Source organism: uncultured Neptuniibacter sp. (genome assembly GCF_947498015.1).
Lineage (GTDB): Bacteria > Pseudomonadota > Gammaproteobacteria > Pseudomonadales > Balneatricaceae > Neptuniibacter.
The window spans coordinates 53,778-77,146 of the sequence record NZ_CANMIR010000011.1 but is presented as its reverse complement, the minus strand read 5'-3'; the positions used below and the strand labels follow the sequence as shown (position 1 = coordinate 77,146).

General features: G+C 49.9%; 18 protein-coding genes. 13 read left to right on the top strand and 5 right to left on the bottom strand.

The annotated features are described in order from the left end of the window. Positions 1 to 104: 104 nt before the first annotated feature. From Q0882_RS13410 to Q0882_RS13400, 3 genes are all read left to right on the top strand, one after another. Positions 105 to 2,951 carry an EAL domain-containing protein gene (locus Q0882_RS13410; protein ID WP_299182629.1) on the top strand — a complete coding sequence of 949 codons (2,847 nt, stop codon included), beginning with the start codon at positions 105 to 107 and terminating at the stop codon, positions 2,949 to 2,951. A 199-nt stretch (positions 2,952 to 3,150) separates the two neighbouring features. Then, positions 3,151 to 3,600 carry a DUF302 domain-containing protein gene (locus Q0882_RS13405; protein WP_299182627.1) on the top strand — a complete coding sequence of 150 codons (450 nt, stop codon included), beginning with the start codon at positions 3,151 to 3,153 and terminating at the stop codon, positions 3,598 to 3,600. Between the two features lie 107 nt (positions 3,601 to 3,707). Beyond that, positions 3,708 to 4,139: a hypothetical protein gene (locus Q0882_RS13400; RefSeq protein WP_299182624.1), complete on the top strand. Its 432-nt coding sequence runs from the start codon at positions 3,708 to 3,710 to the stop codon at positions 4,137 to 4,139. Here the strand turns inward: Q0882_RS13400 and Q0882_RS13395 are convergent. Next, entirely contained in the window at positions 4,115 to 5,011 is an 897-nt protein-coding gene (locus Q0882_RS13395; protein WP_299182621.1) for a M23 family metallopeptidase, read from the bottom strand. The genes Q0882_RS13400 and Q0882_RS13395 overlap by 25 nt on opposite strands. Positions 5,012 to 5,162: 151 nt before the next feature. Between Q0882_RS13395 and Q0882_RS13390 the strand changes: the two genes are divergently transcribed. The 3 genes from Q0882_RS13390 to Q0882_RS13380 all read left to right on the top strand — a co-directional run bounded on the left by Q0882_RS13390 (position 5,163) and on the right by Q0882_RS13380 (position 7,831). After that, complete coding sequence (locus Q0882_RS13390; protein ID WP_299182618.1) at positions 5,163 to 5,732, top strand: TetR/AcrR family transcriptional regulator; 570 nt, start codon at positions 5,163 to 5,165, stop codon at positions 5,730 to 5,732. Between the two features lie 133 nt (positions 5,733 to 5,865). Further along, a complete protein-coding gene (locus Q0882_RS13385) occupies positions 5,866 to 6,777 on the top strand; it encodes a DMT family transporter (protein ID WP_299182613.1) in 912 nt (303 codons plus the stop codon). A gap of 130 nt (positions 6,778 to 6,907) precedes the next feature. Beyond that, positions 6,908 to 7,831 carry a DMT family transporter gene (locus Q0882_RS13380; RefSeq protein WP_299182610.1) on the top strand — a complete coding sequence of 308 codons (924 nt, stop codon included), beginning with the start codon at positions 6,908 to 6,910 and terminating at the stop codon, positions 7,829 to 7,831. Between the two features lie 69 nt (positions 7,832 to 7,900). Here the strand turns inward: Q0882_RS13380 and Q0882_RS13375 are convergent, their stop codons facing one another. Then, entirely contained in the window at positions 7,901 to 8,512 is a 612-nt protein-coding gene (locus Q0882_RS13375) for a glutathione S-transferase family protein (protein ID WP_299182608.1), read from the bottom strand. Positions 8,513 to 8,727: 215 nt separating this feature from the next. On the opposite strand from Q0882_RS13375, the gene Q0882_RS13370 reads away from it, so the two are divergent. From Q0882_RS13370 to Q0882_RS13355, 4 genes are all read left to right on the top strand, one after another. Next, positions 8,728 to 9,672, top strand: a complete 945-nt coding sequence (locus Q0882_RS13370) for a LemA family protein (RefSeq protein ID WP_299182606.1) — start codon at positions 8,728 to 8,730, stop codon at positions 9,670 to 9,672. 47 nt (positions 9,673 to 9,719) lie between these two features. Beyond that, complete coding sequence (locus Q0882_RS13365; RefSeq protein WP_299182603.1) at positions 9,720 to 11,357, top strand: TPM domain-containing protein; 1,638 nt, start codon at positions 9,720 to 9,722, stop codon at positions 11,355 to 11,357. Between the two features lie 134 nt (positions 11,358 to 11,491). Beyond that, on the top strand, positions 11,492 to 12,160 hold the full coding sequence (locus Q0882_RS13360; RefSeq protein WP_299182600.1) for a hypothetical protein: 669 nt from the start codon (positions 11,492 to 11,494) through the stop codon (positions 12,158 to 12,160). Positions 12,161 to 12,598: 438 nt separating this feature from the next. After that, on the top strand, positions 12,599 to 14,527 hold the full coding sequence (locus Q0882_RS13355) for a diguanylate cyclase (protein WP_299182597.1): 1,929 nt from the start codon (positions 12,599 to 12,601) through the stop codon (positions 14,525 to 14,527). Positions 14,528 to 14,614: 87 nt separating this feature from the next. On the opposite strand, the gene Q0882_RS13350 is transcribed toward Q0882_RS13355, so the two are convergent. Then, the gene (locus Q0882_RS13350; RefSeq protein ID WP_299182595.1) at positions 14,615 to 17,470 is read right to left on the bottom strand and encodes a valine--tRNA ligase; all 2,856 of its coding nucleotides are present in this window, start codon (positions 17,468 to 17,470) and stop codon (positions 14,615 to 14,617) included. Positions 17,471 to 17,749: 279 nt separating this feature from the next. Between Q0882_RS13350 and Q0882_RS13345 the strand changes: the two genes are divergently transcribed. Beyond that, a complete protein-coding gene (locus Q0882_RS13345) occupies positions 17,750 to 18,856 on the top strand; it encodes a hypothetical protein (RefSeq protein WP_299182593.1) in 1,107 nt (368 codons plus the stop codon). Between the two features lie 167 nt (positions 18,857 to 19,023). Here the strand turns inward: Q0882_RS13345 and Q0882_RS13340 are convergent, their stop codons facing one another. Then, entirely contained in the window at positions 19,024 to 19,458 is a 435-nt protein-coding gene (locus Q0882_RS13340) for a DNA polymerase III subunit chi (protein ID WP_299182591.1), read from the bottom strand. A 19-nt stretch (positions 19,459 to 19,477) separates the two neighbouring features. After that, entirely contained in the window at positions 19,478 to 20,974 is a 1,497-nt protein-coding gene (locus tag Q0882_RS13335; RefSeq protein WP_299182587.1) for a leucyl aminopeptidase, read from the bottom strand. Between the two features lie 172 nt (positions 20,975 to 21,146). Between Q0882_RS13335 and lptF the strand changes: the two genes are divergently transcribed. Beyond that, complete coding sequence (lptF, locus tag Q0882_RS13330; RefSeq protein ID WP_299182585.1) at positions 21,147 to 22,268, top strand: LPS export ABC transporter permease LptF; 1,122 nt, start codon at positions 21,147 to 21,149, stop codon at positions 22,266 to 22,268. Continuing rightward, positions 22,265 to 23,353, top strand: coding sequence for an LPS export ABC transporter permease LptG (lptG, locus tag Q0882_RS13325; protein WP_299182583.1), 1,089 nt, complete (start codon positions 22,265 to 22,267; stop codon positions 23,351 to 23,353). The genes lptF and lptG overlap by 4 nt, the downstream gene beginning before the upstream one ends. Positions 23,354 to 23,369 lie beyond the last annotated feature (16 nt).

The window sequence follows — 23,369 nt, the reverse complement described above, 5'->3', positions numbered from 1 at the left end:
AAGTAGTTTATGAGAAAGGGTGTCTATGAATTTTCAACTAGTATATCAGAGGGGGTGAATATAACTTCCCATTATCTGTGATCAGCTGTACATAGAGAGATGGAATGAAAACTGAGGCTGAGCTCGAGCTCAAAAAACACTTAGGGCGATACAAACGTATCCTTCAGGGTGAAAACGATGCGGTCTGGGATTGGGATCTCAAGAAGAAACGTGTCTATTTTTCGGATCGCTGGTGCGAGATGAGAGGATTAAGCCCTGATCAGGTCACTGGTGACGAAACAGAGTGGCGTTCCGGAATTCATCCTGATGATCTACCCCATGTGATATCAAAGCTGGAAGATCACCTAAATAAAGGTTCCGAGACATTTCGTGCTGAATATCGAATCCGTGTCTCAGATGGTAGTTGGAAGTGGATTCTGGATCGGGGTGTAGCTCAATGGAATGAGAGGGGGGAGGCGATCAGGATGACCGGTACTGAGACCGATATCTCGCTTCAGAAATATACCCAAGAGGAGTTGCTTGAGAGTGAACGCAGGCTGAGTACGCTTATTGGTAACCTGAGCGGTATGGTGTATCGCTGTCATGCTAAACCACCCTGGAGTATCACTTTTATCAGTGATAGCTGTTTGTCGATTACAGGCTATACACCGGATGAGATTAAATCCGCTGAGTTGGGATCATTCGGAGCTATCATCCTTCCTGCCGATATGCCTGATGTTGAGAAGCAGGTAGCGCGCGCGATCAGGTCTAATAGTCATTTCGAAGTGAATTACCGGATCAGGAGAAAAGATGGAGAGGTCAGGTGGGTCTGGGAGCGAGGTCGTCATGTTGGGGCCGCAGCAGATGGTACTGAGATGCTCGAGGGGATCATCGATGATATTACTGAGCAGAAAAGTACCGAATTAGCTCTGAAAAAAAGCCAGCACCGTCTGGATTTTGCACTGAATCGCAGCCATACCGGTTTCTGGGATCTCAGTCTGGATGATCTGTCAGCCAACCATACCCTCGAAAACGATCAAATTTTTGGATATGAAACACTGCAACCGGAGTGGAATTACGAGAGATTACTGGCGCATGTTCTTTCTGAGGACCGTGCGGAAGTCGATCGTACATTTAGAGACGCGCTGGCGTTAAAGCGTGACTGGAATTTTGAGTGTCGAATTCAGCGTGCTGATGGGATCGTTCGTTGGATCTGGGTTGCTGGTGGGCATGAGCTTGATGAGGAAAATCTGGCTGATCGAATGGTGGGGCTTGTTCAGGATATCACTGAGCGAAAAGAGGCAGAAGAGGGAAGATTACGCTATAACGCGGAGCTGAAAAGTCTCTTTGAAGCCCTACCCGATCTATATTTCAGGATGTCATCCGATGGTACCATTTTGGATTATCAGTCACAGAATAAAGGGGAGTTATACACTTCGCCCGAGAATTTTATTGGCCAGAAAATGCAGGAGGTACTACCCGGCGAGGCGGGTCAGCTTTTCCAGTCTAAACTCCATGAGATGAATGAGCAGGATCAACTGCTGGTTTTTGAATACTCCCTACCAGTCCATCATGAGTTACGTCACTTTGATGCCCGATTAAACCGGATCCCTCTCAACAACGAGATTGTCTGTGTGATTCGTGACATTAGTGACGTAAAACGCACAAAAGATGAACTCTACCGGCTTGCTCATCATGACACATTAACCGGTCTACCAAACCGTTTGCACATGAATGAACATCTGGCATTCGCAATTGAGAGGGCTAAACGACATAACAGGTCGCTCGCCGTTATCTTCTTTGATCTGGATAACTTTAAAATTATCAACGATAGCTTCGGTCATGATGTGGGTGATCAACTGTTGCAACAAACCGCTCAGAAACTGGTGAAAAATGTAAGAGCCAGTGACATGGTTATACGTGTGAGTGGCGATGAATTTATCATCATCATGGAGGATGTGCATCAGGTTCATGATGTTGAGCAGGTTGTACGGGAGCTACTACGTGAATTCCAACAAGAGATGGTGTTAGCGGAACAGCGGATCAATATCACCGCTAGTATGGGCATCTGCCTCTATCCACTGGCGGCGAGTACGCCGCAAGAGTTGCTGCGGAATGCTGATGCTGCGATGTACAGTGCGAAGGAGGTTGGCAGAAACACCTTCCAGTTTTACGAGAAGGAGATGACCTCCAATGCAGTGGAGAGGGTGGTGCTGGAAAATAGCCTGCGACAGGCGATTGAAAAAGAGGAGTTTGAGCTTTATTACCAACCCCAGATCAACCTCAAAGACAACAAAATCATCGGTACAGAGGTTTTAATCCGCTGGAATCACCCTGAAAAAGGGCTGGTCTTGCCGGTGAATTTTATTCCATTCTCTGAAAAGTCAGGTCTGATCCTTGAGATCGGTCGATGGGTTTTACGGATGGCCTGTATCCAGGCAAAAACATGGTTGGATAAAGGGGTTAACTTTGGGCGGATTGCTGTCAATATCGCTGGCCCGCAAATCAAGCAGGGTGATCTGGTAGGAATGGTGAACTCCGCCCTGAAAGAAGCGGGGCTCCCTGCCCGGTATCTGGAGTTGGAGGTCACCGAAAATTACATCATGAAGCAGCAGGATCGGGCTGCTGAACAGCTACAAAGGGTTCGCGATCTGGGTGTGACCTTATCGATTGATGATTTTGGTACCGGTTATTCATCAATGAGTTATCTGAAGCAGTTGCCCGTACATAAACTCAAAATTGATCAGGGGTTTATCAGGGATATACCCGATGATCCCAATGATATGGCGATCTCGAAAGCGATTATCGCCATGGGGCAGAGTCTGGGGTTAACTGTAATCGCAGAGGGTGTGGAAACAGAGCAGCAAGCCTGTTTTCTTGCAGATGCAGGCTGTCACGAAGCCCAGGGCTATCTTTTTGGTAAACCCGTTGATCGCGATAGGGCCGAGTCCATTTTCAGGGAATATGAGTAGTCAGGTACATAGACGGCTATACTGATGAGCCCTTGATCCCACCGCCATATGTTCCTACCTCAACTCTGGTTCACCTGGTCTATGCAACAGGTGATGCCCAACTTCTGTACGTGTTCAGAAACTATACTGCAACTTTTTACCTATACCCGTGTCGGAACTAAGCTGAAGTAAATAACGAACGTTCAGGGAGGGTTTGAAAATGCGTTATCTATGGTTAGTTTTTCTGGCAGCCGTGGGGCTGTCTACGACGGCAGCGGCTGCAGAAGGAATGGTCGATGTGAAAAGTCTGCACGGTGTAAGTGCCACAGCTGAGAAGCTGGAAACAGTACTGAAAGCCAAAGGGATGACCGTGTTTAATCGGATCAGCCACAGTGAGGGTGCAGCCAGTGTAGGTAAAACGCTGCGTCCGACAGAGCTTATTCTGTTCGGCAATCCGAAAGTGGGCACCCCATTGATGCAGTGTGTGCAACGTGTCGCGATCGATCTACCGCAAAAAGCGCTTATCTGGGAGGATGAGGAGGGTGCCGTTTGGTTAAGCTATAACGATCCGGCCTATCTGGCGGAGCGACACAGTATTGAAGGGTGTGAGGAGGTTCTTAAAAAGGTCTCTGGCGCACTCGCCACCTTTGCCAAGGTGGCGACAGAATAGGCAGTAATTACTGTTTGGTTTAGGGAGTCGAGTAGAACTGAACTTAGGAGGTCCCGTTCTGGTCATATAGTAAACAGCCTGTATTAAGGGCTGTTGAGTGAGAAAATATGGCCGATATAACTCCTTTAGCGCCTGTTACTCCCGTCTCGCAACCTGATCTTGAACCGGTTGCGAGTGTGACCCAGCCAACTGATACTCCCTCGGTGGAACCGCAGGAGGGTATAGTTGTCGAGATCAGCCCATCGGCGTATGAGAAGTTGGTGGCTGAACGGGTTGAACAGCGAACCGAGGCTGATCTGGAACAGGCAGAGTTCAACCAGTACCTGATTGAACTGAATCAGAATATTTTCATACAGGCGGCTCAACGGTATGCGCAGTTAGGTCCTGTCTCCATCCCTGTGGAGCACAGGTATGGTATCGAGGTGTATGAAACGATACAGCGCGTAATCTCGGAGCCTGATGCGATCTCGCCTGCCAAAGGGGAGCACCCTTTGGGCGCCTCTGATGTCTTCCGTCAACTTTTAGGTGAGCAGGCATAGGGCCAGATAATACGGGTGCCTGCTGGATGAAAACTGCCATCACTGGAGATAAAGTGGATCGGCACTGCTTTCTGATCGGATGGCAGAGCCTTCAGCTGATTTGAATCCAGTGAACCTCCACGAAACAGTGCCAACGGGTCAAGCCACTCTCCCTCTTTTGGAATCAGAACGCGTTTAAAGCTGAACTCCGGTGAGTCACTCCAGAATGCGGTCATATGCAGATGATAAAACCCAGCTGCGCCATAATGCCCTCCAGTGGTGCCGCTGTTGCCGGTCTCCCCGACCGGTTGACCCATTCGAATCATGGCACCCTCTTCAAGATCAGGAAGCTTATCCAGATGTTTATATTCAATAAACAGCCACTTATCGAGGCCTGTCTGTTCGGGGCTATGCCGCATCCAGATCCCTTTACCACCGATACCGTCTGCCTGCCCCTCATGGCGAAGGATCAGTTCGCCATCGGCCATGGCGATCAGCGGGACCCCTTTAGCCTGAGGAATATCGAAACCGCCATGCAGGCCCTGAAAGAACCGACGGCTGCGGGATGAACCATCGGTTCGGTAAGGGGTCGCGAAACCGGAACCCATCTGTGGACAGCTGAATGTTTCAGGGTAAACCGGTGACAGGCCGGTGGCGATAAAGCCGAAACGTTTCATCATCTCTCGGGTGGCTTTGGGTGGAATAAAGGCTTTAGCCTTTGCTCTCATCTCAGGGGTTCCTTGGCCCTGCATCTCCTGCTGTTCCGCCTGCTGTTGTTTTTTTCCGCCGCCCCCCTTTTTGTTACCCATCATGCCGTAAGCAGATGCGCTGCCAGCATAAAGGGTACAGAGGGTAGTGAGGGTGAGCGTTGTGAAAAGTGATTGAGGGCGCATCGTTATCATCCATAATTGATGAGAAAGTGATCAGTATGCCTGTATCTGCAGGGAATAATATCTGGCAAAAAGTTCAATAGAAGAGCTTGAATAAACTGTTTGTACCTACTAGTATGTTTGGTGTCTCAGTTTTTAGTAGAGCAGGAAAAGTATGGCGACTACCCGTGATCTGTTAGTGGATACGATGAAACAGCTGCTTTGGGAGCGTGGTTATGATGCAACCAGCCCCAACCATGTGTTGGAGCGCAGTGGGGTTGGGAAGGGCAGTTTCTACCATCACTTTAAAAGTAAAAAAGATCTGGCGATTGCTGCAATGGAATCCCGGGCGGATGAGCTGATCGCTGAGTTTGAGCAGATTATCAGGTCAACTGAGGGCGACTGGCTGGACAAAGTCAGTGCTTACTTACTTTTGCCGAGAGATGCGCTTAAAGGGTGCCGCATGGGGCGAATTGTTCAGGACCCTTCGGTTGAAGATCCGGCACTGATTGCCCCGCTGCAACGCTATTTTGTTGCGATCCATCAGGGATTGTCTGCGTTATACGCGAAGGCGCAAGCTGAGGGGAAACTTCAGCCGGAGTGTTCACCAGACGGATTGGCAACGGCCACCGTCAGTGTGATTCAGGGCAGTTTTGTTTATGGTCGGGCAGTGGTTCAGGCGGGAGTAGTGACCGCTGCTTGTGAAACCTTTATCGGATTGCTGGCGGTTCAGCGCCTCAATTGAGTCGGGCCTACAGCTCAGAGATCAACCTGAGAAAACGTGTTTTGCTGCACGTTTTTTTATTCAACTAAATTGTACCTACTGGTATGTAAAAATAGGCAGATGAAACAGTCACTGACTGTGGGAGTGAAAGGGGATGAAAAACCGATCGATGCAGTCAGTGATGCTGTGCTTTCTGTTTGTTGTGATCTATGGCTCTGGTTTTGTCGGGGCGAAGCTTGGGCTTCTTTACAGTGAACCGTTCACATTTCTGGCGATGCGTTTTGCCCTGGCGGGGGGGCTGCTGGTTGTGGCCGCTATATTGCTGGATGCGACCTGGCCACGCCAACCTGGTTGGCTACTGCTCAGTGGCCTGATGATGCAGGGGGTGTTCTCAGTGGGGGTGTTTTATGCCCTCTATCTGGGGATGAAACCGGCAGTCAGTGCGTTGATTATCGCACTACAGCCGCTGTTGGTGACGGTTCTGGCGGGCCCCTATCTGGGTGAAAAAGTCGGTAAACAACGCTGGATTGGATTGTTTATAGGAGTGTTGGGCGTGACGCTGGTGGTTGCCGATGGGCTGGCTGTTGAAGGGATTAGCGTGATCAATCTGTCATGGGCGTTGCTCTCTCTGATAGGGTTAACGGCCGGACAGTTGATCCAGAAAAAACACTGCGCCGATATGAACCTGATCAGTGGTGGTGCGATTCAGGTGTTGGCAACGCTGCCATTGATGCTGCTTCTGGGCTGGTTATTTGAATCGGGTGAGCTGGTTTGGCATCTGGATCTGGTAATCGCGATCTTCTGGATGGCGGTGGGGGTATCTATCGGGGCGTTGAGTCTGCTCTATATCTTGCTACTAAGAAACAGTGCCAGTCAGGTCGCCAGTGTTTTTTACGGTGTTCCTGTGGCAGCAGCACTGATCGCCTGGCCGCTGTTTGATCAGGTACCAACGGCAGTTGATTGGGCAGGCTTTATGATTGTGGTGGTGGGAATTCTGGTTGCGAACTACACGCGGGGGGCCGATGCCTTAGCTTGCAGGAAACCGATCGATCGCTATGCGGATTGATACCTTGTATTCAGCTGAAGTGAGTGGGTCGAGTTGCGGTCTATCTGAATTATCGCTTGTCTTATCCGAGTGATATCGTTAGTTTCTGCCGCCATAGAGTCTTACAGACGATCAACCCCGAGGATGCTACATGGGAATTCGCCAACCGCTCGATCTTTTTGCTTTCAGCTGCATGCTGCTGTTCTGCATGGTGATGGCTTCACAGCAGGTCGTACTGAAAGCGGTGGCTGCGGATATCGCACCGGTGTTTCAGATCGGTCTGCGTTATGGCATTGCGGCGATGTTACTGATGCTGCTTATCCGATCGAAAGCGACACAGGTGCGTTTAGCGCCCGAGAACCGTGGCCCTGCGATCTGGATCGGGGTGTTATTTACCGTCGAGTTTCTCTTCCTTGGGGAGGCGTTACGCTATACCAGTGCCTCCCATGCGATCGTACTGCTCTATACCTCGCCAATCTTTGCGGCGATCGGCCTGCATATCAAAATAGCCAGTGAGCGGATGAACCGGCTACAGTGGCTGGGCATTATGCTCGCTTTTGCCGGAATGAGTTTGGCTTTTCTGGGTGATGATGAGACGGAGCTAAACAGAGCCGTACTGATGGGGGATCTGCTGGCACTGCTGGGCGGTGCTGCCTGGGGAGCGACCACTGTGGTGGTCAGGGCCACCGGGTTGGCGGCACTACCCGCCAAACAGGTGCTGTTCTATCAGTTGGTGATGGCATTTATCGTTCTCACCTTCTGGTCTTTCTGGAGCGGCCAGACCGATGTGAACCTGACCTTTGAAGTGATGATGAGCCTGGCGTATCACGGTATCGGTGTGGCGTTTCTCGCCTTCCTGCTCTGGTTCTGGCTGTTAACCCGTTATCAAGCCTCGCAGCTGGGGATCCTCTCCTTTATGACACCGGTTTTGGGTGTATTACTCGGCCACTGGTGGCTGGATGAACAGATCGAACCCAACTTTATTATCGGTGCAGGGCTGATTATCTTGGGTATTTTGCTGGTGAGTAGCCATGGCTGGCTGAGCGCACAGCTGAAACGGGTCTTGCCGGGTTAAAGAGGGGTATTGCAGCCCGGAGAGTGGAGTGTCTCCGGGCCTTAAATAGCACTTATCAGAAGAGGATTACTATTTACACAGCGCCTGATAGCGTTGCGTCTCCTCCCGCTCGCCAATCCGCTCGCGCCACGCATTGATATTCGGATATTCGGAGAGGTCATATCTCACCGCATCACAGATCGCTACGACGAAAGAGACATTCAGATCCGCCAACGTAAAGCGCTCCGTTACCAGATAGGTTTTATCAGCCAGAGAGCTTTCCAGCGTACTCAGTAAGGGTGGTAGCTTCTCAAAAGAGCTTTCGATGATCGATGCATCACGCTTGGGTTCCGGCACAAAGACCAGCTGGATAAACGCCTGAATCAACGGTGCCTGCAGATCCGCTACCGACCAGATACTCCATTGACTCACCAACCCGCGCTCCTGAACAGTGTTACCCAGCAGCTCGGGTTTATAAGCTTCAGCGATATAGTTATTGATCGCCAGCGACTCCCAGATGGTGAAATCACCGTCGACCAGCGCCGGTACCTTACCGTTGGGATTGACCTTCAGAAAGTCAGGAGCCTTGTGCTCACCTGCACGAAAATCGATCGATTGAGCGGTGTACTCAACACCCGCTTCCTCAAGGCACCAGAAACAACGACCGGCACTGGACTGAGGGCTACCATAAATAGTTAACATGGGGATTCCTTTAATAAACTTTGCCACCAGTTAAAGGTCCGATGACGATTCAATAGCCACCGATGCTAGCACAAGATGAGAGCGAAATAGCCTCGGTATTTATAGGGGAATCGGGTGTTATCACTTCGTGTAGTTGCTCTGGGGGATAGTGCAAGGCATAGTGTTTGAATCAAGGCCAAGGTGGCCGTGGATTATAAGCGTCAGAGGGAATGACGATGGAAGGAATTCTGATCTTATCTGTTATTGGGCTGGGTATTTTTACTACTCGTCAGTATACAAACAGCAGTTGTAACGCCTTGTATTACAAATTGGCTCGTTCCATTGATGCTGATTTATTTGCAAGCTATCTAATTCACTGTCAGAACCTCTTTAAATCAAATGCCTTTTGCTTAGCTGGGACGTTAGTTGTTTTGCTGTTTGGCAGTTTAGCTCAGACCGCAGAGGCGACTCAGACAGCTGTTGACGTATCCAATACACTGAATCAAACAGGAAATGAGGGTGCTATGAACTCTACATTATCAACTCTTCTAGCGGTTGCTTTTTTCTTAATACTTCCTCTGTTGGGAGTTATTTATTTCTATAACGGAATTGTAAATAAAGAGGAGGAAGTTTTTGGTGCCTGGGCTCAAGTAGAGAGTAACTACCAACGTAGAGCAGATCTTATTCCAAATCTGGTTAAAACGGCCTCAGCGTATATGGACCATGAGAGGGAAACACTGGAGCGAGTGATTGATGCGCGTCAAGGTGATCAGGACACATTGAAAACCTTAGTGTCTGAGTTGGTGAAAGCCGAATCTGATGCGAAGACCCTATCCACTGGTGATCTTAAAACCGGGTTATCATCGGAAGCGTTTTTACAGGACTTTGAGGCAGCCCAAAGCAAAGTAGGTAGTTTGATGATGCGTCTGTTAGCCACAGTAGAAGCGTATCCAGATCTTCGTGCAAACGACCAAATGATGGCGCTACAAGCCCAGCTTGAAGGGACTGAAAACCGTATCAATGTTGCCCGCTATAACTTCAACCAAAAAGTAGAAGCATTTAATAGCGGTATCCGAACCATTCCTGGTGTTTGGTTTGCCGGAATGGGGAGCTTTCAGCGCAAAGCCTATTTCCAATCTGAACAAGGGGCGCGTGAGGCTGTTCAGGTCGACTACAACTGATGCGTACCCACGTAAACGGATTTCACTAAATAATTTCAGGAACGAAAATGCGGATCACAATCTTATTGGTAATCCTATTCGCCACCGCCGGTTATGCAGGCTATACCTACCTTGATCGAGACTCTATAGATCTTGAGATGATTCAGCAGGAGGTTGGGTTATCCAGTCGCCTGGTGGATGATCAGGCAGAGCTTCTCACGATCGAAGATGAAAAATATATTGGTGAATACCACCAGATGCTATTACGCCGCTTCGATATGGACTACCGCGTATTTACGGCAAATAATCTTGAAGATATCAACCAATTTACCTGGAAAACGTTTCAGGAAGAGGAGGTGGGTCGTCACAGTAAAACCGGGAAAGGGATGTTGCTCGTCATTGACCCCGTGAAAGATCAGCTACGAATTGAAGTCTCCGGTAATCTCGAATCTGTCTACACAGATGCCTTCATATCCTACCTCGAACACCGCCAAATGGTTCCATTTTTTAATCTGGGGCGTGTAGATGATGGAATCTTTGCAACCAGTGAACTGATTAGGACAAGAGCCATACAAGCTCAGGAGGGAATTGAGTTTGATCCCTCATCGGTACGAGACAGCACTGGGGGAGGAGCATCAGCCAAAGCGGGTATTGATGCAGGACGTGACCTTACTTTTGTGGAGGGTAAACCTGATGTGCTGGCAGCGGACACCCCGGAAGAAACATTGCAGCGTTTCTTTAACTCAATGATGCAGAGAAACGGACGCTGGGATCTTGATATCTTCACCGATGAAACCAAAACGCACATGCAGAAGATGGTGGGTAGTGCCGCCCAAATGGACAATACCATCAAACGCTATCGTCGCTGTGTGGCCGAGCATGTTATCTACGATCAAGCTGGCACACGTGCCGTCTTAAATCATGCACTGAGCAATCGTGGTTGTGACCCTTTCCTGTTTGAAAAAGGGGTTGATGGAAAATGGCGACTGGACCTCAAAACACTGGGTAATGCGCTGGGGCATACTTTTGGCAATGTTTGGTATCTCCACTATGGGCGTTATGAAATGTCCGGTATCGCGAAATATAACTTTGGCTTTAAACACCTCAATTTTGTTCGCCCCGGTGGGGAACAGTTTGAACACCAAGGTATTCCTTATTATCGCAGTTATGGAATGGGCTTAACCTATACACCAGAAGGGACTGTCATTCGCAGTTTCCCTAAACAGGGTGGCTTTATGGAGAAACAGGGCTTTAAAAAAGGGGACGTGATTATACAGTGGGAGAGTATAGAGATGCCGGGGCAAAGAACTATAAGCAGCCGCATGGAAAAAGTACGCCCCGGGCTGGATATCTATGTCAGAGTGAAACGTGGTGACATGTATTTTGAGAAATACATGAAGGCACCGCCGTATCCAAAGAAGGGCGAGTATCGCTTTAATGTGACGATTGGCAGTCCAAACAGTGTGCCGTTGCCCATGGTGAGTTATATAGAGCCAGGAGAGATAGCAGATCAGCTTGGTATTCAGAAAGGTGACATTATCACTGCCTGGCAAGGTAAAGAACAAGTAACTGCAAGGGATATCTTTAGAGCCTACAAAGGCCTGAAAGAGGGTGATCCCATAGCTGTGCAAGTCTACCGTGAAGAACGTTTGGTTGATCTGGCGGGAACCATGGGTAAAAAACGTGTAATGGGTAAAGTGCATTAGAACTGATGCAAAGGGAATTGACGTGAAGGGTATTTTAATTAGCCGTGAATGGCTAAACACTCCATTAGTGAGGAGTGCGGAACATCTTAAAACCTCAGCCGCTCGGTTTTGGGGCTCATGCTTAGGATGTGGTCATGACTAGTTGGCCTGCAATACTGAGTGCTTTCTTTGGCGAAAGCAGCTGGCAAGTTCTAGCTTTAGCATTTGTTTTTGGACTATTTGCTGTTCTGAGAAATCTCTCAGAATTTGCATGGAAGCAGAAAGAGCGAAAAGTCTCCCATATCAAGACTGCCCTAGAAATTGAAAATCTATCAGATGAAGTCAGGTTCGTATTGGTTGAAGATATGAATCGTACTCTCTTTATGAATGTTACCGGGATTCCTGGTGATAGGTATACGCGCCAAATTTACGCTGAACTTCTCGAAAAAAGTGAAGGTGACTTAACAATTAATCAGCTCCGCAGAGCTAGTAACTTTTTAGAGTTTGATAAATGTATACAGGTACCTAAAGGCAGAAGTAGAAAAATTGGGTATTGTGTAGATAAGTGGTACCCACTTTTAGTGCTGTTTGTTTGTGCTATCCAAACAATTACGATGATAGTTTTTTATGACCCCAAATTGCTCTGGGTACAACTATCTTTGGTTATTGGTTCTCTGGTGTTGGCCAGTTTTTTGTATCGAAGGTCGGTTAATTATGAGATCGCCTTAGATATTGAAAAACAATCAAAGATTGAAAATGATGGATTAGTTATTAGTGCTTCGTCTAAAATTCCTGGGAAATATAAGGACAAAGTTTTACCTTAATATCAAAATTATAATATTGAAGAAGTTAAGATTGATGAGGTTGGTGGGTCGGTTAGATAATAAGATATCTCTAACCTTTTTATGAGTATGAGGGGGATTTATATGTCATCAAGTAACGAATTTTGAAATGATCCTGTTGGTGAGATATTTAAGGATTGTGAAGGAGATTTTTTATTTGACTATAGTGATTTCAAAGTAGTTTCAGCTGTAACAGCGTTTTTGTAGTTTCTGCTGAGCTTTCTGCAAGCGTGCCAGTTCAGCATTTTTGTCGATGAGCCTACCCAATCCCAACCAAGAAAATTTTTCACTTTACTACGCAATAACCCCGTAATTGCTTGATCTCAGGCTGAAGGGTGGTGCTATTTTTGAGTTATACTTCATTAATTGTCATGTCTGTAGTCTGAATCATTGCGTTGTATGCTTAATCTGTTTCTGAGAATGTCTGCTATTGGTCGGTCTGTTAGGTTGGTTTTGGCCGCGTGTTTGTTGCTGGTTGTGCAAGTTGTTCAGGCTGCTGAGCCGCTTACGCTGGGTATTCTGGCGTACCTGCCTAAAGAGCAGATGATTGAGCGCTATCAACCCTTAGCAAACTATCTGAGTGAGTCCCTTTCCGGTCGTGATGTGCGCTTATTACCACTCTCATATGAGGGGGATCAGGTTGAGGAGGCGATTGCCAATCAGCGTATCGATCTGCTGCTTACCAACCCCAGCCATTTTATTAAACTCCGGATCCATCATAATCTGAGCGGTGCGATGCTGACGCAGGTTGTGCTGCGTAATAGTGTACCTGTGAGTTCCTTTGGTGGGGTGATCATCGCCCGTGCGGATAATGCCCAGATCGATGGGCTGGATGATCTGGTTGATAAGCATGTGGTAGCCGCAGATCCGCGCTCATTAGGGGGGTATCAGGCGCAGGTTTATGAAGCTATGCAGCAGGGTGTTGAACTCAGCGGCAATATCGAATTTCTAAAAAAACATAATAAGGTGGTTACTGCGGTGGTTGAGGGTAAAGCCGATGTTGGTTTTATCCGTAGTGGTGTGCTTGAGGCGATGGTCAAAGCAGGACAGCTTACAGCCAGTCAGGTAAAGGTACTCAGCCCTAAAGCGGTCGATACGTTTCCGTTCGCACTCTCTACTGATCTTTATCCCGAATGGCCGTTATTGGCGCTGCCCCGGTTGCAGGATAGAGAGATCCGTCAGGTCGCCTCTGCTCTACTGGCATTGGATATGTACCACCCCGCTGCTCAGGCCGCCAGAATTGGCGGTTTTGATCCACCGAAGGATTATCTGTCGGTGGAGAATTTAGCCCGTGCTCTGCGTGTTCCCCCCTATGATCAGCTACCTGAATTTACCCTGGCTGATATTCTGGAAAAGCATCAGTTAGCGGTTGTGCTTTTATCGATCTGTATTAGTGTGATCGTGTTTCTTTCGCTGTTGCTGTATCGCCGTAACATTCAGTTATCCCGAAATGCAGAGAACCTACGGCGGGCTGCGAGCGTTTTTGCCAACACGCGGGAGGGGATCTCGCTCACAGACAGGCAGGGGACGATTCTCGATGTAAATACTGCATTTGAGCAGATGACCGGCTATTCCCGTGCAGAGATTATCGGTAAAAATACCCGGATGTTGAAATCCAACTCGCAGAGTCCCGAGTTTTATACTGAGATGTGGAGCGCACTACAGTCGCGCGGTGAGTGGCAGGGAGAGGTTTGGAATCGTCACAAGAGCGGAACCAAATATGCGGTCCAGCTAACCATTGGCGCGGTGCATGATACAACGGGTGCGCTTGAGGGCTACGTTGGGCTCTTCTCAAACATCACGTTGCAGAAAGAGTATCAGCACAGGTTGGAGCAGATCGCCCATTTTGATGTGATCACCGGGTTACCCAACCGTATTCTGTTTTATCAGCGTCTGCAGCAGGAGATGGCGCTGGCGAAACGTTATACGAAAAAACTGGGTGTGGTCTTTCTTGATCTGGATGGTTTTAAAGCGGTCAACGATACCTACGGCCATGCAACAGGAGATAAGCTTCTGTCGAGTCTTGCCATGAGGATGCGTGAAACGATGCGTCAGGAGGATACGCTGGCCCGAATTGGCGGGGATGAGTTCATTGCGACGCTACATGACTTTTCGGTAGAGGGGGATGGTGAACAGATCCTCTCACGCCTTTTGGATGTGACCTCACAACCCGTTGAGATTGATGGGGATCTGATACAGGTTTCTGTCAGTATCGGGGTGGCAATCTACCCTCAGGATGAGGATGTCGAGGCGGATGAGTTAATCTCTCAGGCAGATGAAGCGATGTATGCCGCTAAGAAGGCCGGTAAAAATTCTTACCGTGTGTTTGAGTTTGATCTCACCGAATAACAGGTAGCGCCAGACAGAAAAAAACCCAGACCGAGATCTGGGCTTTTTATGACTAAATCGCTTTTTTGGCTGTTGAAAGTCGAAGCCTTAGAGGGCTTCGATCTTTCCGTACTGCTCTTTCAGTTTATCAAACGCAGCCTGTGAACCCGCCAGCTTCTCACGCTCTTTGGCGATAACGGCTTCCGGTGCATTAGAAACAAACTTCTCATTACCCAGCTTACCTTCAACGCGGCTGATCTCTTTCTGCAGTTTATCCAGCTCTTTCTGCAGACGGGCCAGTTCAGCATCTTTGTTGATCAGGCCGGCCATAGGTACCAGTACTTCCATATCGCCTACCAGCTGAGTTGCTGACATTGGCGCTTCGTCTCCAGCATTCAACCAGGTGATGCTGCTCAGGGCTGCCAATTTGGAAAGGAAGGTGCGGTTAGCTTCCAGACGCTGCTGATCCAGTTCGCCGCCGTTCTGGAACAGTACGTCCAGCTCTTTGGCAGGGGAGATACCCATCTCACCGCGGATATTACGTACGCCGGTGATCACGCCCTGCAGCCATTCAATTTCAGCTTCAGCGTCAGTGTCGATCTTGTCGGTATTCGCAACTGGGTAGGCCTGGGTCATGATGGTATCGCCTTCAACACCGGCGAGACCTTTCACCTGCTGCCAGATCTCTTCCGTGATGTACGGCATGATCGGGTGGCTAAGGCGCAGGATGGTTTCCAGTACGCGCACCAGTGTGCGGCGGGTGCCACGCTTGGCTTCAGCGGAGGCGTTGTCATCCCAGAGTACAGGTTTGGACAGTTCCAGATACCATGCGCAGTAGTCGTTCCAGATAAAGTCATACAGGGTTTTGGAGGCCATATCGAAACGGTATTCGTCGAAGTGTTTAACTACTTCGGCTTCAACGCTCTGCAGGCGGCTGCTGATCCAGCGGTCTGCCAGTGACAGTTCTACGTCACCGCCGTTCTGACCGCAGTCTTCCCCTTCGGTGTTCATCAACACGTAACGGGCAGCGTTCCAGATCTTGTTACAGAAGTTACGGTAACCTTCCAGGCGTTTCATATCCCAGTTGATATCACGGCCGGTAGAGGCCAGTGCTGCCAGAGTGAAACGCAGGGCATCGGTACCGTGGGCCTGAATCCCTTCCGGGAACTCTTTCTTGGTACGTTTGCCGATCTTTTCAGCCAGCTGTGGCTGCATCATGTTGCCGGTACGTTTTTCCAGTAGGGTATCCAGTTCGATACCGTCGATCATATCCAGCGGGTCGAGTACGTTACCCTTGGACTTGGACATTTTGTCACCGTTTTCGTCACGGATCAGACCAGTAACGTAAACGGTTTTGAACGGTACCTGTGGGTTGCCCTCTTCATCTTTCATGAAGTGCATGGTCATCATAATCATGCGCGCCACCCAGAAGAAGATGATGTCGAAACCGGTCACCAGTACATCGGTCGGGTGGAACGTCTGCAGGCGCTGGGTGTTTTCCGGCCAGCCCAGTGTGCCGAAGGTCCACAGGGCGGAGCTGAACCAGGTGTCCAGTACGTCGTCGTCCTGGCGTAGTTCAACTTCTGGGTCCAGACCGTATTTCTCGCGGGCTGCTTCTTTGTCGTTGGCTACGTATACGTTGCCTTCATTGTCATAGAAGGCTGGGATACGGTGGCCCCACCACAGCTGACGGGAGATACACCAGTCCTGGATATCGCGCATCCAGGCGTTGTACATATTTTCGTACTGCTGCGGTACAAATTTGATATCGCCTTTTTCTACCGCTTCAACCGCAGGTTTTGCCAGCGTTTTAGCATCGGCAAACCACTGGTCAGTCAGCATAGGCTCGATAACAACACCACCACGGTCGCCGTAAGGTACCGTCATGTCGTTCTCTTCGATCTTAACCAGCAGACCAGCTGCTTCGAAATCAGCTACGATCTCACGACGCGCCGCGAAACGCTCCATGCCACGGTATTTTTCCGGGATGGTGGTGTCGATCTCGTTGTTCGGTGTGCCGTCGGTGTTGAAGCCTTCCGCTTCATCACGGATATCGGCGTTGTAGGTCAGGACGTTGATCATTGGCAGACCGCAACGCTTGCCCACTTCGTTATCGTTGAAGTCATGCGCAGGAGTAATTTTTACGCAGCCGGTACCTTTTTCCATATCGGCGTGATCATCGCCAACGATTGGGATACGACGGCCAACCAGCGGCAGGATGATCTCTTTGCCGATCAGGTCTTTATAACGCTCATCTTCCGGGTTTACCGCAACACCGGTGTCACCCAGCATCGTTTCCGGACGTGTAGTACCGACAACCAGGTAATCTTCACCCGCCTGAGTTTTAGCGCCATCGGCCAGTGGGTAGCGCAGGTACCACATCTTGCCTTTAACTTCTTTGTTCTCGACTTCCAGATCTGAGATTGCGGTGTGCAGTTTAGGATCCCAGTTAACCAGACGCTTACCACGGTATACCAGTCCTTCGTCATACAGACGGATAAACACTTCCTGAACCGCGTGATAGAAACCGGAGTCCATGGTGAAGCGCTCAGATGGCCAGTCGACGGAGTTACCCAGGCGGCGCATCTGATTGGTGATGGTGCCACCGGATTCCTCTTTCCACTCCCAGATCTTTTCGATAAAGGCATCACGGCCCAGATCGTGGCGAGTCTGCTGTTTCTCTGCCGCCAGTTTGCGTTCAACGACCATCTGTGTCGCGATACCCGCATGGTCGGTACCGACCTGCCACAATGTGTTCTTGCCCTGCATACGTTTGTAACGGGTCAGCGCATCCATGATCGTATGCTGGAACGCGTGTCCCATATGCAGACTACCGGTGACGTTCGGCGGTGGAATCATGATGCAGTAAGAGTCACCTTCACCGGATGGGGCGAAGTAACCTTTATCTTCCCAATTTTTGTACAGGGACTTCTCGATTTCGTGCGGCTGGTAAGTGGTATCCATTGCGCTCTGATTCTTCTGAAAAACTGTCGAATTTAGGGCCGTCCGGTCAGTTTGGGACGGCGCGAATAAACCCGGCATTATACAGTGTATACGTACGCTACGCTACGAGAACGGCTGTGCCTTTCAGGGGGCTCAAGCGTTGATTTGTCAGTCGTTTGGAAAAGCCAAACGCAGAGGAGCTTATTTGCATGTTAGTCATGTGTCTTCGCAATCATACAGCCTGTTTAGGTGTAGTTACTCCTATACTTAAGGTATCTACGATTAAGCGGAGGGCGAAACATGAAACAGTGTTATGCCACGCGTGGTTTTTTACCTTGCGAAGATCCCGCTACCGAGATCGTTTTGGGGGAACGATATGAGGTACTGGATGAGGTTGGGCGGATGTTACCCAGCCTGCTATTGGAAAAAGATGCGCGGGACTATCTGCGGCGTGTCTTTGTGCCAGACTGGTCCTATGTCAATATCCCGGACGATCTCTGGCCTCAAGCCTGTCTGTACTACCTGAGGCTGGGGTTTATCGCCTCAGGGTATATCAATCAGATTGGGCAACCCGCCTGCCACTCACTGCCTGCGAATCTGGCGCGGCCTTTAGTAAAAATTTCAAATTTACTGGAGCGTCCGCCGATCCTGAGCTATGACGGCTATGCGCTGTATAACTGGCGCCGGTTCAATATCCGTAAACCGGTTGCGTTAGGGAATATCGATACTATCCAGAACTTTGTCCATCTCTACGATGAGCGCTGGTTTATTCTTGTTCATGTTGAGATAGAAGCGTTGGCGGCCGATATCCTTAAAGCGGTTGTCTCACTGAATGGGGAGGTCGGGCCTGCTCAAATTGATACGGCACTGGATGAGATCGCAGCAGCATTAACGCAGATTATTCAGGTACTGCAGCGTATCCCTGAAAAGATGTCAGATGAGCTCTACTTCTCCAAATTTCGCCCCTATATCGGTCAGTTCAGGGAGGTCGTGTATGAAGGGGTAAACATTGAGCCGATCAGTTTTCGGGGAGAAACAGGCGCGCAAAGCTCGATCATGCCGCTCCTCACCGAACTCATGAAGATTCCGCATCAGGATAACAAGCTAACGCGCCACCTTTACGATATGCGCCGCTATATGCCAGCGGATCATCGAATGCTTCTGGAGCAGGTGCGGGCGATGCCTGACCTGAAACCGCTGGCACACTCAGAAAAGTTTGATGCGGTATTAGAGCTGATGGCTTGTTTCCGAGAGGTGCATTACCACTGGGCGATCAAATATATCGCCCGCCGCTGCAACGATCCGCAGGGGACTGGCGGAACACCTTATATCCGCTGGCTGAAGTTTTTGATTGAGGAGACCCGGGCGCATAAAAAAACAGGAGGTAAATGGACCGTGGTTGCGTGAATTCGCGGTGGGACACCGCTCCTACAAAAACGTTGTGAGGTTTCGCAGTGGGGGATCGTTCCTAGGACTCGCTATGGGAATTCGCGGTGGGAGACTGCTCCTACAAAAAGGCGCTGTGAGTGGGAGCGGTCTCCCACCGCGAAATGAATAAGGAGGATCAAGCCTCGTCAGGCCCTCTTGCGCATATCATGCATATCGATCGGAATATTATTCGCTTGATAACGCTTATAGTTCGCGCGTGTCGCGGTCAGAATATCCTCGCTCTGCACCACTACTTCCAGAATGCGATCAAACTGCAGCGCATCTTCAGGTATCTCCAAGTGCAGATTGATAAAAACATCCCGATGGCTTGGACGCTGTTCAGCCCAGCCGATCTCGATACCGCTGTTGAGTTGCTCGCTCAGTAAGCTGTGCGGGATAAAAGCATCCGGGCGGAACTCCCAGAGTAGCTGATCAATATGGTTGGCTTCCGCTTCATCCGGTGCCTGAATGTAGATGGTGTGGCCTAATGCACGGATCTTCTCTACCAGACGGCAGAGAAAGCGACCCCGGGCATCGGGATCGCTGGAGGGCAACACATAGAAATCAGCTTTACTGGTCATAGTGGTTAATCCGACTGGATTATTCCTCTTCCGCTGCCTGATTGAGCAGGTATTGGGTCAGAAGCGGTACGCAACGGCCTGTTGCACCTTTATCCTTGCCGCCACTGTTCCAGGCAACGCCAGCAATATCCAGATGAGCCCAACGGTACTCTTTGGTAAAGCGGGAGAGGAAGCAAGCAGCAGTGATAGTGCCCGCAGGGCGCCCACCGATGTTGGCGATATCCGCAAAGTTGGAATCCAGCTGCTCCTGGAACTCATCCCAAAGCGGTAGTTGCCAACCTTTATCGGCCGCTTGTTCACCCGCCTGCAGCAGTTCAGCTGCCAGATCATCATTGTTGGCAAGAACGCCGGTTGCATGGTGACCCAGTGCAATAATGCAGGCACCGGTCAGGGTAGCGATATCCACTACAGAGGCGGGTTCAAATCTGCCTGCGTAGGTGAGAGCATCGCAGAGTACCAGACGGCCCTCAGCATCAGTGTTCAGAATCTCAACGGTCTGACCGGACATGGTTGTTACGATGTCGCCCGGTTTGGTTGCGTGGCCACTCGGCATATTCTCCGCTGCAGCGACAATACCCACTACATTGATCGGTAGCGCCATCTCACAGATCGCGGTCATTGCACCAAATACGCTGGCAGCACCGCACATGTCGAATTTCATCTCGTCCATGCCCGCGCCGGGTTTCAGGGAGATACCGCCGGTATCAAAGGTGATCCCTTTACCGACCAATACGTGCGGTTTTTCACCCTCTTCACCGCCTTTATACTCCATCACAATCAGCTTGGAGGGCTGTTCACTGCCGTGGCCCACTGAAAGCAGGCAGTGCATACCTAACTCAGTCATCTCCTCTTCATCTACGATGGTTGCGGTCAGATCATCAAACTCATCATCCAGTTCCAGCGCCTGATCTGCCAGATAGGTTGGCGTACAGATATTACCCGGCAGGTTGCCGAGATCACGAGCAATACTGGTTCCGTTAACGATTGCAGTCCCGTCAAGCAGGGCTGTTTCAGCCAGATCTGCATCGTTGTCATCCACCAGAATGGCGATCTGATCCAGTTTTAGTGGGTCGGCTTTTTTGCTCTTGGTTTCATCGTAGCTGTAGAGCTCACTGCCAGACCACTCAACCAGATGACGCAGCTGGCGATACTGATCGCTGTCATCAGTCAGTACAGCGTTCAGTGCAAAGGTTGCGCTGCTGACGCCGGTGCTTTTGACAACGCCCATTGCGGCTTTGATCAATTTTCGGAAGTTGCGGTTGTTTCGCTCCTCCTCTTTGCCCACGCCGAGTAACAGAATACGTTTGGCGCTGAGACCTGGTACTTTATGCAGCAGCAGAGTCTGTGCGGTTTTACCGCTGATATCGCCGCCACTCAGAATCTCGCTAATATAGCCGGAGCTGGCATCGTCGGCGGCTTTCGCAGCCGGGGAGAGCGTGTTTTCTGCTTCAATAGCAATGATTAAACATTCGGTTTCAAGTGATGCGATATCACCGCTTACAATTTCAAAATCCATGCTGACTCCAAACTCACGGCTTACTGCCGCCTAAACGAGACAAAGATGGCGGATTAAAGGATAATGCCGATACTTTTTATCAAGGATATCGGGCTTTGCTAATCTGATCCGCTGCAAAGGCCAATAATATAAACCATTTTTAGGTTGGTAACAGTTTTCGCAAGGACTTAGAGTGATCGTTTTTCGTTATTTAGCTCGCGAAGTACTTCTCAGCATGCTGGCCGTCAGTGCGGTTTTGCTGATCATCATCATGAGTGGCCGCTTTGTTAGGTATCTGTCTAAAGCGGCGGTCGGGGAGTTAGATCCCAGTGTTTTATTTTCCATTATGGGGTATCGACTCCCAGGTTTTCTTGAGCTGATTCTGCCTCTGGGGCTGTTTCTGGGATTCCTGTTGGGCTATGGCCGTCTCTATCTGGAGAGTGAGATGACGGTATTGGAAGCCTGCGGTATGAGCCAGAAACGCCTGGTCGCCTATTCGATGGGACCTGCGTTAGTGGTGGCGTTTGTTGTCGGCATCCTTTCAATCTGGGTGTCGCCTTATGGTGCAGCGCAAACCAATCAGATCTTTGATCAGCAGGAGAATCGCAGTGAGCTGGAAAGCCTCGTACCCGGGCGCTTTCAGAAGCAGAAGAGCAGTGCAAGAGTGACCTATACCGATTCAGTCGGAGAGAATGGTGAGCTTGGCATGATCTTTATGGCTGACCGTAATAACAGCAATAAACGCCTGCAGATAACGATGGCGCAAACCGGAACCACCCTGACGGACGCACAGCGAGATCAGCGCTTTCTGGTGCTGCAGGATGGTTACAGGTATGAGGGAGTGCCCGGACAGGCTGACTATATTGAACTGGGCTTTGAACGCTACGGTGCGGAGATTAAGCGGAAAAACCATGAGATCCGTTACGATAAAGTCGAGGCGCTGCCTACCTCTGTGTTGTGGGCTTCTGATGACGCTTCCTCTCGGGCTCAGTTGAACTGGCGGCTCTCTCTTCCGGTGCTGGCATTGGTGGTGACATTGTTGGCGGTACCGCTGAGCCGGGTGAATCCCCGTCAGGGACGCTTTGCTCGATTGGTGCCTTCGATCTTGATCTATCTGACCTACATTACTGTACTGAGTAATATGACAAGCCGGGTGGGAGAGGGTGACCTTGCCCCTGTTGCAATCTGGATGGTTCATATTCTGTTTGTTGTACTGGCGGTCAATATGATCCTGTTTGGCCGATTCTGGAACCGTCTGTACAACCAGATACCGATGCCTTCAATACCTAAGCCCTGGAAGAAAAAAGCCTCATGAAGTTACTCGATATCTATATAGCACGACATGTGCTGGGTGGTTTTCTGGTAGTTCTGCTGGTAGTGGCAGGGCTGGATATGTTGTTTGCACTGGTTGAAGAACTCAAAGAGGTTAAGGGGGATTATAGTTTCTCAGCCGCGGTCGAGTACGTGTTGTTGACGCTACCTCGCAGGCTCTATGAGTTTATCCCACTCTCTAGCCTGATCGGTTGCCTTCTGGGTTTGGGGATTCTGGCGTCCAGCTCTGAACTGACAGTGATGCGTGCTGCAGGGGTCTCCACAATGGGGATCATCACTGCGGTCATGAAGCCGGTTCTGTTGATTGTTTTGCTGGCACTGGGTCTGGGTGAGTTTGTCGTTCCACACACAGAGCAGCGCGCACAGAGTCATCGTCAGGTGATGTTAACCGGTCATGGTGCGATCCATGATGCGAGCCGGGTCTGGCATCGTGATGAGATGACCTTCTTGCATATTAATGCCGTACTGCCTGATGGCTCGATTAAAGGAGTGACCCGCTATGAATTTAATGATGATCTGACACTGGCGCGTTCTAGCTTCGCTCGCACAGGTCACTATGAAGAGGGTAAATGGCTCCTGAGCAGTATTCGGGAGACTCGATTTGATGACGCGCATGCGGTTTCAGACCCATCGCAAGCGAGAGTCGAAACCGGGCGCGTGAAAGAGGAGGTCTGGGAGAGTGGGTTAACTCCAGAGCTGCTCAAAGTGGTTATGGTGAAGCCAGCAAACCTGTCGATTACCGGTTTACTTGCCTACAGTGATTATCTGACAGAGCAGGGGCTGGCATCATCGCAGTATCGTGTTGCCTTCTGGACTAAGGTGTTGCTGCCGCTGGCGATCTTTGCGCTGGTGCTGGTTGCAGTATCGTTTATCTTCGGGCCACTGCGTAGTGTGACTTTAGGGCAGCGGCTGATCACCGGAATTATCGTTGGGCTGGCGTTTAAACTGACTCAGGATGTGCTGGGGCCAACCAGTGCTGTGTTTGGTTTCTCCCCGTTTATAGCGGTGATGATCCCAATCCTGATATGTGTGGGCATCGGCTTCTGGTTGTTGAACCGGGCCAAGTAGTTTGACGATTGCTGCA